Consider the following 9802-nt stretch of genomic DNA (forward strand, 5'->3'; position numbering starts at 1 on the left):
AGCTGGAGAACCATATTGGCGCTATCTGGTACTTCATCCATCATTACAATGCATCCTTACAGGTTTAGGACTACCAATCCTATTTCACGGGCAAACTGCCCCTAGATGGGGTCGGCCACCAAGTTGGCACCTGTCGCTTTGGTGAAGACCCAACGACCTCTGTGCTGGATCTAAACTGTCGCACCCACGATATCGATAATCTCTACGTCGTAGACGGAAGCTTCTTCCCGACCAGCGGTGCGGTTAATCCAACCCTGACGATTATTGCCAATGCTCTGCGGGTTGGCGATCACCTGCTGACAAGACTCTAGTGCTCACACAATTCTAATTTTGGGGTTACTATGACGCTTAAGATTTTCCAGTCGACGGATGTCTTGAAGACCTATCAGCCGACTCAGCCGGCTCACGGGTTGCCGCCTCTCGCTATTGACGACCAGACTTTTCATCCTCAGTACGGCTACCTGTTTAACTCCTACTATGAAGCGGTAGGCACACGTTATTTCCGTTCTCAGAGAGGCTTGTTATCTCGATCTACCATGCAGGAGGTCTATCGTTACCGAGCTGATGTGGACGATGCGATGGGGGTGTAGCTACAGCTTCCCGCCCCAAGCGCGTTGGCAATTTAGCGGCATTCGATTGGCTCGGTCATAGATGTTGAAGTTTAAATTTTGGAGATTTCTCGATGACTATACTCCCGCTTACGCCCACTAAGGTGGGGTTGACGCCGCCGCTGGATGTGACGTTCTATGATTTTCATCCGCCGGTTGAGGATTTCCGGGCTGAGGTGTTGACGGGCTTGCAACAGCCGCAGAAAACAATTTCGCCAAAATTTCTCTACGATAAGCAGGGCGCAGAGCTATTTGATCGGATTTGTGAACTGGATGAATACTATGTGACCCGAACTGAGATGGAGATCTTACAAAACTGCGCGGCTGAAGTGGCTGATTTGATTGGGGATGGGGTGTTGATCGAATTTGGCAGTGGCAGCAGCCAGAAAATTCGCACCTTACTGGATGCGGCTCCGCAACTACAAACCTATGTGGCCTTAGATATTTCTAAGCAGCATCTGTATGAATCGTGCTTGAATTTGGTGATCGCGTATCCGGGGCTCAGTGCGATCGCAATCTGCGCGGACTATACGCAGCCCCTGCAGCTACCGGATATTGCTGCATTGCGCCACAAACGCAAAATGGGCTTTTTCCCAGGCTCCTCCATTGGCAACCTGGAACCCCATGAAGCGATGCAGTTTTTAAACCAGGCAGCCACGCTGCTGGAGCCTAAGGGCGGCCTGCTGATCGGGGTTGATTTAGACAAATCTGCCGAGATTCTAGAACCGGCCTATGATGACGCGCAAGGGGTTTCCGCGGCCTTTGCTTTCAATCTTCTGAGTCGGATGAATCGTGAGTTAGAGGCCAACTTCGATCTAAATCACTTTAGTTACCGGGCTCACTACAATCCCATCGGCCGAATTGAAATGTGCCTGGTCAGCCGGTGCTATCAGATTGTCCACCTTGGCGATGTGGCCATTCCCTTCTGCGAGGGAGAAACCTTGCGAACCGAATATTCTTACAAGTACAGCCTCTCAGCGTTTCAAGACTTGGCCAGACTGGCTGGATTCCAACCTCAGGTCGTCTGGTGCGATCCGCAAAATCTGTTTAGTGTCCATTATTTAGCCATCTCTTCACCATGACTCCCCTAACGCCCCACCCAAATCTGACTGACGCCCGACTGCAACTGCACTATGCGATTCAATTTATGGCAATGACAGGTCATGCCCTGAGCCTTTCCCAGCCCGACCATAGCCATAGCAGCCTGGATTGGCTACCTGAGCAGGGTTGGTTTAGCAGTCAACGAATTGAGGGGCCTACCCCCTTTCGGGTGACGCTGGATCCGGTCAGCTTGACCCTGAGGGTGGTGGGGTCGCAGGGAGAGAAGATCGCGGCCCTGGAACTGATCGGACAAACCCTGGATCAGGGGTTGTCCTGGCTACAGTCGGTACTCTCTCCCCTGGGGACAGCGGTGGAAAAACTACAGTTTCTCTCCTATCCCCCCGATGATTTTCCGGATCATGCCGTTGCCCATGGGGCAGCCTTTGCCCCCGGCGACGCTGCGGCCCGTCAACAGTTAGCCAGTTACTATGGGCTCACCCATGACTGCCTGAGTCAATGGGTGAAGGAGATGGCGGGGGCATCAGCCATCCATATTTGGCCCCACCACTTTGACATGGCCACCTTGGTCACCTTGCCGGAGACTCGGAATGGGCAAGCCCTGACAATTGGGATCGGATTATCGCCCGGTGATAGGAGCTATGACCAACCCTACTGGTATGTATCTCCCTATCCTGACCCGCCGACAGATCCTTTACCGTCGCTGGAGGGGGGTGGCCACTGGCATACTCAGCATTGGGTGGGTGCCGTGTTGACGGCCTCCACCCTGATTCCAGGAACTGTTCCAGCCTTGATAGCTCAGATCAATGCCTTCATTACCTCGGCTGTCAATGCCTCTGCTGAGTTATTGGGCAGTCAGGCCCGGATTCGCGATATGCCCACATCGGCCTGGCAAATCACCCTGATTCAACGGGCAGCTAACGCCTGGATCAATGGCGATGCGGATGCCTTTGCTGAACTCTTTTGGGCTGATGGAGAATTTATGGTTCCGGGTAATTGTTGGATTGGCCCAGTAGCGATTCGGGCCGTCGCCGCTAACTTCGCTGCCGCCTATGCGCCGATCAAAATCGAAATTCAGCGCATCTTAACGATGGCTAATCAAGCCATGGTGGAATGGCACTGGCAAGAAACTGAAATTGAAACTGGAAAACAAAGTAACGCTGCTGATGCCATCGTGATTGATTTTCAAAATCGACGGATTCGACGCTGGCGAGAGTATATCGATACCCAAAGCTGCATGAGCCTTCCTGAATAAATATTAGCCCTGAGGTGAACGGTTATGATTCGAAAGGTCACCCGCCCCTTTACCCGTACTATAGGGTGGTTCAGTGCATTAGTCGCTGTCTTAACCTGTCAACCAGCGGTCTGGTCCCAAAGGGCACCGGTTGAAGTGAGCCAATCAGCGATGACGCGCCTGGCCCAGCAACCTAGCGCTGTCACTACCGTTAGCGCCGTGGGCATGACCGTTGCTGAGATGAATCGGGCTCTGGCATTTTACACTCAGGTGCTGCCCTTTCAAGTGGTTTCTGATGTAGAAGTGATGGGCAGTGAATATGAACACTTAGAAGGGGTGTTCGGTGCTCGGATGCGGGTTGTGAAACTGCGGCTGGGAAATGAAGTACTTGAGCTGACTGACTATTTGACCCCTGAGGGCGATCCGATTCCGGCGGACTCGCGCAGTAATGACCTTTGGTTTCAGCATATTGCTATTGTGGTTAGCAATATGGAGACGGCCTTTAACAGGTTACGTCAACATCATGTCCAGTTTGTTTCCACCGCGCCTCAACGATTGCCGGATTATCTCCCGGCGGCGGCTGGCATAGAAGCCTTTTACTTTCGCGATCCCGATGGCCATAATCTAGAGATTATTCACTTCCCCGCCGGCAAGGGCGATCCCCGCTGGCAGAATGCCTCGACGCAGATCTTTTTAGGCATTGATCATACGGCGATTGGGGTGTCCGATACGGCTGACAGTTTACGCTTTTATCGGGATTTGCTGGGGCTGCGGCTAGCTGGGGAAAGTGAAAACTACGGCAGTGAGCAGGAGCATCTTAACAATGTATTTGGGGCGCATTTACAGATTAGCGGGCTCAGGGCTTCGACAGGACCTGGGATTGAGTTTCTGGATTATCTGGCCCCAGCCGGTGGACGTCCCTTCCCAGGAGAGACTCAGGCGAATGATCTGGTGCAGTGGCAAACCACACTCTTGGTCGGCAATGCAGACCAGATGGCTGAACGGTTGTGATCGGCGGGCTTCCAACTGGTTTCCTCTGGCGTAGTGCGGTTACCAGACAGAAGCCTGGGCTTCCAGAAAGGCTTTTTGGTCCGCGATCCAGATGGACATGTTTTGAGAATAGTTGAACCGTAAAAGGAGTACACCAATGACACGTCTCACCCTGATTGCGGAAATGGCTGCGATCGCAGTTTCAGCCCTTTCTGCCGCGGCCAGTGACGGTGACGCCAGAATGAGAGGTGATCTATCATGAATCCCAAACGGTATCTCTATACGACCTGGATCAGCATCATTTTGATCCTGGCTTTCTCACGCGGGCAATGGGGAGTTGTGACTCAGGTCGTGAGCGAGGTGCCTGCGCTACGTCCAGAGGCTGGGGCAAATTTGGCCACTCCCGAGGGGGTGGCCTTGATGAAAACAGCTTGGCGCTATAGCGACGCCCAAATTGTAGAGGTTGGGTTTAACGAACCCGGTGCCGATCGCCGTCCCTCTGGCCCGGCTAATCGCACCTACGACAGTATGCCCCATGCTGGCGCAGCGAATTTTGGCCCTACTCAAACTAGATTCCCGAGGGGATAGCCATGACAATAACCTTTGGACGGGAAATTTGCGGTCACCGAGCCACTGCCGAATCACGAGAATGGATTGTCACCAACGGCATCGGTGGCTATGCCTCAGGCACAGTGGCCGGGCTACTCACCCGTCGCTACCATGGTCTGCTGGTCGCGGCTCTGAGGCCGCCCTTGGGTCGCACCTTACTGGTGACCAAGCTAGACGAAACCGTCGCCTACGCCGGGCACCGCTATCCAATGTCTGCCAATCGCTGGGCTGATGGCACCGTAGACCCTCAAGGCTATCACTTTCTAGAATCTTTTTCGCTGGAGGGCACCCTCCCGGTATGGCAATATACCTGGGGAGATGCCCGGTTAGAAAAACGCATCTGGATGGCTGCCGGCGCCAATACCACCTATATTCGGTATAGGCTGATGCGGGCCACTCAGCCCCTGTCGCTTACTTTAAAAGGACTGGTCAATTACCGAGATTACCACAGCAGTACCCAGGCCCAAGGCTGGCAGATGACCCTCTTGCCCCTGACCCAGGGCGTTGAGATTCAAGCCTTTGAGGGGGCGACCCCCTTTTATCTATGGGCCGATCGAGGAGAAATTACCCCGGTCCAGGCCTGGCATTACGGTTTCGACTTGGCCTTGGAGCGCTATCGCGGTCTGCCTGCAGTTGAAGATCATCTCCAGGTCGCCACCATAGAAACAACCTTGACAGTAGGCGAATCTCTGACCGTGGTGGCCACCACAGATGCGGATAGCAGCCTGGCAGGGGCCGAGGCCCTGCGTCAGCGGCAACGCTCTGAAGAGGTTCTGATCAAATGCTGGCAGGAAAGCTTGCCAGAGAAAACCACGGCACCCGCTTGGATTCAACAGTTGGTGCTAGCAGCGGATCAGTTTGTGGTGAATCGGGCTCAGGGTAAATCCATCATTGCCGGCTATCCCTGGTTTGGAGATTGGGGACGAGATACCATGATCAGCCTGCCCGGCCTGACCCTGGCAACAGGACGGCCTGAAATTGCCGGATCCATTCTTCGCACCTTTGCCCAGTATGTGGACCAGGGCATGTTGCCCAATCGCTTTCCCGATGCTGGGGAAACCCCTGAGTACAATACCGTCGATGCCACCCTCTGGTATTTTGAAGCGGTGCGGCTCTATTATCAGGCCACCCAGGACGACAAACTGATCGCAGATCTATTCCCGGTGCTGGCGGAGATCATTGACTGGCATAGTCGCGGCACCCGTTATCAGATTCATCTGGATCCGACGGATGGGCTACTCTATGCCGGTGAACCCGGCGTGCAGCTGACCTGGATGGATGCGAAAGTGGGCGATTGGGTGGTCACGCCGCGCATCGGTAAACCCATCGAAGTCAATGCCCTGTGGTACAGCGCCCTGCGCACCCTGGCCCAGTTGGCGCGTCAGCTCCATAAGCCGCACCAGAAATACGAAGCCATGGCCAATCGCACCCAGGCCAGATTTACTCGGTTCTGGAATCCCACAGCCGGGTATTGTTACGACGTGCTGGATGGGCCAGCCGGGCACGAAGCCGATCTACGACCCAACCAACTGCTAGCCGTTTCTCTACCCATGCTTTGGGGCAATGGCCATCGGTTACTCTCGCCTCCCCAGGCCAAGCAGGTGGTGGATGTCTGCGGTCGCGTTCTGCTGACCTCCTATGGCTTGCGATCGCAATCCCCCGATTCTCCCCAATACCAAGGTCATTACGGCGGCGATCAGCGGCAACGCGATGGGGCCTACCATCAGGGCACCACCTGGAGCTGGCTAATCGGCCCCTTTGTCCTGGCCCATCACCATGTGTATCAAGATCCTGTCCAGACCCAGGCATTGTTAGCGCCCCTGGCGCATCATCTACGGGACCATGGACTGGGCACCATTAGCGAGATCTTTGACGGTGATGCCCCGTTTATTCCCAGAGGCTGCATTGCCCAAGCCTGGGGCGTCGCAGAAGTCTTACGGGCCTGGCGGATGAGCCTTTAGATCAGGTCTTAGATTTTAGATTTTAGATTTCACACCTTCTTCCCTCTTTCTCTCCCTCCTTCCTATGCTAAACACAACTCTAGAAGCCCAACGTCTGGAAGCAGATCGCACCCAAAATATTCCCTGGAAAAAATGGGGGCCTTACTTGAGCGAACGCCAGTGGGGCACCGTGCGAGAAGACTATAGTCCCTATGGATCCGCCTGGGATTATTTCTCCCATGACCAGGCGCGATCGCGATCCTACCGCTGGGGGGAAGACGGCATTGGCGGCATGTCTGACGATCAGCAGCGGCTATGCTTTGCGATCGCCCTGTGGAATGGAGTTGATCCCATTCTCAAAGAACGCCTGTTTGGGTTAACTGGCCCTGAGGGAAACCATGGTGAAGATGTAAAAGAATACTATTTTTACCTGGACAATACCCCCACCCATAGCTACCAGAAGATGCTTTATAAGTATCCCCAGGCAGCATTTCCCTACGCTCAGCTGGTGGCGGAAAATCGGCAAAGATCCCGACGTGACTTTGAGTTTGAACTATTGGATACCGGCGTCTTTAACGAGAACCGCTATTTTGATATCACGATTGAATATGCCAAGGCCGCCCCGGAAGATATTTGGATCCGCCTCAGTGCCACCAATCGAGGGCCACAGGTCAGCCCCCTGCATCTGTTGCCAACCCTGTGGTTTCGCAATACCTGGTCATGGGACTCCAAGACCGTAAAGCCCGTCCTCAAGGCAATGGCTGGACTTGATGGGCCAGCGGTAGAGGCGCTGCATCCAACCCTAGGCCAGTATCGCCTATATTGTGGGGACCCGCTGGGAGCGCCAGCCCTTCTCTTTACCGAGAACGAGACCAATCAGCAGCAGCTATTTGGGGGAGAGAATCGATCGCCCTACGTTAAGGATGGCATTCACCAGGCCGTGGTGAACCAGCAGCCAGGGGCGGTCAATCCAGATCAAACCGGCACTAAAGTTGCGGCTCACTATGCGTTCGAGATTTTACCCGGAGAGACTCAGGTTGTTTATTTACGCCTCTGTCATGAAGACGCAGCGGTAGCTTCAGCAGCACCGTTTTCGTCGCAAGCGGAGCAGGTGTTTCAGCAGCGTCAACAGGACGCGAATGACTTTTATCAACAATTAACCCCGTTTGCCATGACAGAGGACCTGCGCCAGATTCAGCGGCAGGCCTTTGCGGGCATGCTCTGGTCTAAGCAGTACTACTATTACAGCATTGAGGACTGGTTACGGGGCGACCCCGCCGCGTCGCCGCCCCCTGAACGCCGCCAGGGACGCAATCGCCAGTGGCCTCATCTGGATGCTCAGGATATTCTCTCCATGCCCGACACCTGGGAATATCCCTGGTTTGCCGCCTGGGATCTGGCCTTTCACACCTTGCCGCTGGCCATGGTAGACCCGGAGTTTGCCAAGTATCAACTGGATGTGATCACCCGAGAATGGTACATGCACCCCAACGGTCAGCTACCAGCCTACGAGTGGGCCTTTGGCGATGTGAACCCGCCGGTGCATGCCTGGGCCACCTGGCGCGTTTACAAGATTGAGCAAAAGATCTATGGCCGTCAGGACCGGCAGTTTTTAGAGCGCGTGTTTCAAAAGCTGTTGCTGAATTTTACCTGGTGGGTGAACCGTAAGGACGTGGAAGGCAACAACGTCTTTGAAGGAGGCTTTCTGGGGCTGGACAATATTGGCGTCTTTGATCGCAGTGCTCCCTTGCCGACCGGGGGACGGATTGAGCAATCCGACGGCACCAGCTGGATGGCAATGTATTGTTTGAATTTGCTCACCATTGCCCTGGAACTGGCCCTGGAGAATCCGGTCTACGAAGACATTGCCACTAAATTTTTTGAACACTTTATCTATATTGCCGCCGCCATGGATCAAATCGGCTCACAAAACAATGAGCTGTGGGACGAAGATGACGGCTTTTTCTACGATGTGCTGGAACTGCCAGGGGGGGAATCCATCCGTCTCAAGGTGCGATCGATGGTGGGGCTGATCCCTCTATTTGCCGTCACCACCATTGAACCCGAATTGCTCAATCGCCTACCGGCCTTTAAAGAACGGCTGGAATGGTTTGTGCAGCATCGACCCCATCTGGTGCAAAATATCGCCAGCTTTGAAAAGCCGGGGGTGGGGCAGCGCCGACTGCTGGCGATCGCAAATCCTGAAAAGCTCAAGCGGATTCTGGCCAAAATGTTGGACGAGCAAGAATTTCTCAGTCCCTATGGCATTCGGGCGCTGTCTCGCTACCATGCGTCTCACCCTTACCTCTTTAATGTGAATGGCACCGAGTATCGGGTGGACTATGAACCAGCTGAGTCCAGCACCGGCTTGTTTGGCGGCAACTCTAACTGGCGCGGGCCGATCTGGATGCCCGTGAATTATCTGTTGATTGAATCCCTGCAAAAGTTTTACCACTACCTGGGGGATGACTTTAAAGTGGCCTGCCCCAGCGGAGATCAGACCCAGAAAACCCTTTGGGAGGTGGCGATGGACCTATCCCAACGCCTGATTGCGATCTTTCAACCCGATGCTGCCGGTCATCGGCCTGTTTATGGGGGAATCACCCGATTCCAAACCGATCCCCACTGGCGCGATCTCATTTTGTTTCATGAGTATTTCCAGGGTGACAACGGAGCTGGGATCGGGGCTAGCCATCAGACGGGTTGGACGGGCTTAATCGCCAAGCTGATTCAACAATCCAGCGAATATGCCGACCAGCCCCAAGATCCAGATGCTGAGGTACGCCTAGAGCCCGTCAGCGCCAGACCATAGCGTGCCGTAAGGCTTAAGTATGAGAATAACGGAGGCTTTTACCATGAATCTTCCCGACCGTTTAACCCAAGCAGGTCAGGCCCATCATCACTATGAGCAAACCACCCTAAAGGGCGTTTATGACGCAGATTGGCCCACCTGGTATGCCCAATACTTGCTGGAGCATGGGCTGAATTCATGCTTAGCCACACCCCTGACCCTAGCCCAGTTAAGTCAGTTCTTGAAAGACAGCTATCAACACTACCAATCGGTTGGAGGGCAACAATCCTGGGCAGACTATACGGCCAATCAACTGATCGCCGCAGGCATTCATAATGATTAACAGATTGAATCTAGGCTTGGTCCTGGCCTTAGCGCTGCTGCATTTGCTCAATAGTCACGTCGCCTGGCTGAAGCGATTATCCGGTTACCGCTGGCAATCCTTTGGGGCAGGGATTTCCCTGGCCTATTTGGTCGGTGAAATCTTGCCAGAACGTAACTACTCAGGCTGAAGTAAGAAAGGTTTGGGGCTTCCAGAAAATAGAGCAATGAGAGCATCCACGACATTGTG

The 9802-nt window shown here is 54.1% G+C and carries 10 protein-coding genes; all 10 read left to right on the forward strand.

Annotation, left to right across the window (positions count from 1 at the left end):
* The first annotated feature begins 95 nt into the window (after positions 1 to 95).
* The 10 genes from QQ91_RS00005 (at position 96) to QQ91_RS00050 (ending at position 9743) form a co-directional block, all read left to right on the forward strand.
* Positions 96 to 311 (forward strand): GMC oxidoreductase, encoded by a 216-nt coding sequence (locus QQ91_RS00005; RefSeq protein WP_349306844.1) that lies wholly within the window; start codon positions 96 to 98, stop codon positions 309 to 311.
* Between the two features lie 30 nt (positions 312 to 341).
* Complete coding sequence (locus QQ91_RS00010; protein WP_236096244.1) at positions 342 to 590, forward strand: hypothetical protein; 249 nt, start codon at positions 342 to 344, stop codon at positions 588 to 590.
* Between the two features lie 92 nt (positions 591 to 682).
* Positions 683 to 1690: an L-histidine N(alpha)-methyltransferase gene (gene egtD / locus QQ91_RS00015; protein ID WP_166283706.1), complete on the forward strand. Its 1008-nt coding sequence runs from the start codon at positions 683 to 685 to the stop codon at positions 1688 to 1690.
* Positions 1687 to 2922, forward strand: a complete 1236-nt coding sequence (locus tag QQ91_RS00020; protein ID WP_236096245.1) for a nuclear transport factor 2 family protein — start codon at positions 1687 to 1689, stop codon at positions 2920 to 2922. Before egtD ends, QQ91_RS00020 begins: the two co-directional genes overlap by 4 nt.
* Before the next feature lie 24 nt (positions 2923 to 2946).
* Positions 2947 to 3912, forward strand: coding sequence for a VOC family protein (locus QQ91_RS00025; protein ID WP_236096246.1), 966 nt, complete (start codon positions 2947 to 2949; stop codon positions 3910 to 3912).
* A 237-nt stretch (positions 3913 to 4149) separates the two neighbouring features.
* Positions 4150 to 4479 (forward strand): hypothetical protein, encoded by a 330-nt coding sequence (locus tag QQ91_RS00030; RefSeq protein WP_166283708.1) that lies wholly within the window; start codon positions 4150 to 4152, stop codon positions 4477 to 4479.
* A gap of 2 nt (positions 4480 to 4481) precedes the next feature.
* Complete coding sequence (locus tag QQ91_RS00035; protein ID WP_166283710.1) at positions 4482 to 6461, forward strand: amylo-alpha-1,6-glucosidase; 1980 nt, start codon at positions 4482 to 4484, stop codon at positions 6459 to 6461.
* A 64-nt stretch (positions 6462 to 6525) separates the two neighbouring features.
* A complete protein-coding gene (locus QQ91_RS00040; protein ID WP_166283712.1) occupies positions 6526 to 9252 on the forward strand; it encodes an MGH1-like glycoside hydrolase domain-containing protein in 2727 nt (908 codons plus the stop codon).
* A 43-nt stretch (positions 9253 to 9295) separates the two neighbouring features.
* Positions 9296 to 9574, forward strand: a complete 279-nt coding sequence (locus tag QQ91_RS00045; protein ID WP_166283714.1) for a hypothetical protein — start codon at positions 9296 to 9298, stop codon at positions 9572 to 9574.
* On the forward strand, positions 9567 to 9743 hold the full coding sequence (locus tag QQ91_RS00050; protein ID WP_166283716.1) for a hypothetical protein: 177 nt from the start codon (positions 9567 to 9569) through the stop codon (positions 9741 to 9743). The genes QQ91_RS00045 and QQ91_RS00050 overlap by 8 nt, the downstream gene beginning before the upstream one ends.
* Positions 9744 to 9802: the final 59 nt, after the last annotated feature.

This window comes from Lyngbya confervoides BDU141951 (assembly GCF_000817775.3).
In the GTDB taxonomy this organism is placed as follows: Bacteria; Cyanobacteriota; Cyanobacteriia; order Thermosynechococcales; family Thermosynechococcaceae; genus Lyngbya; species Lyngbya confervoides.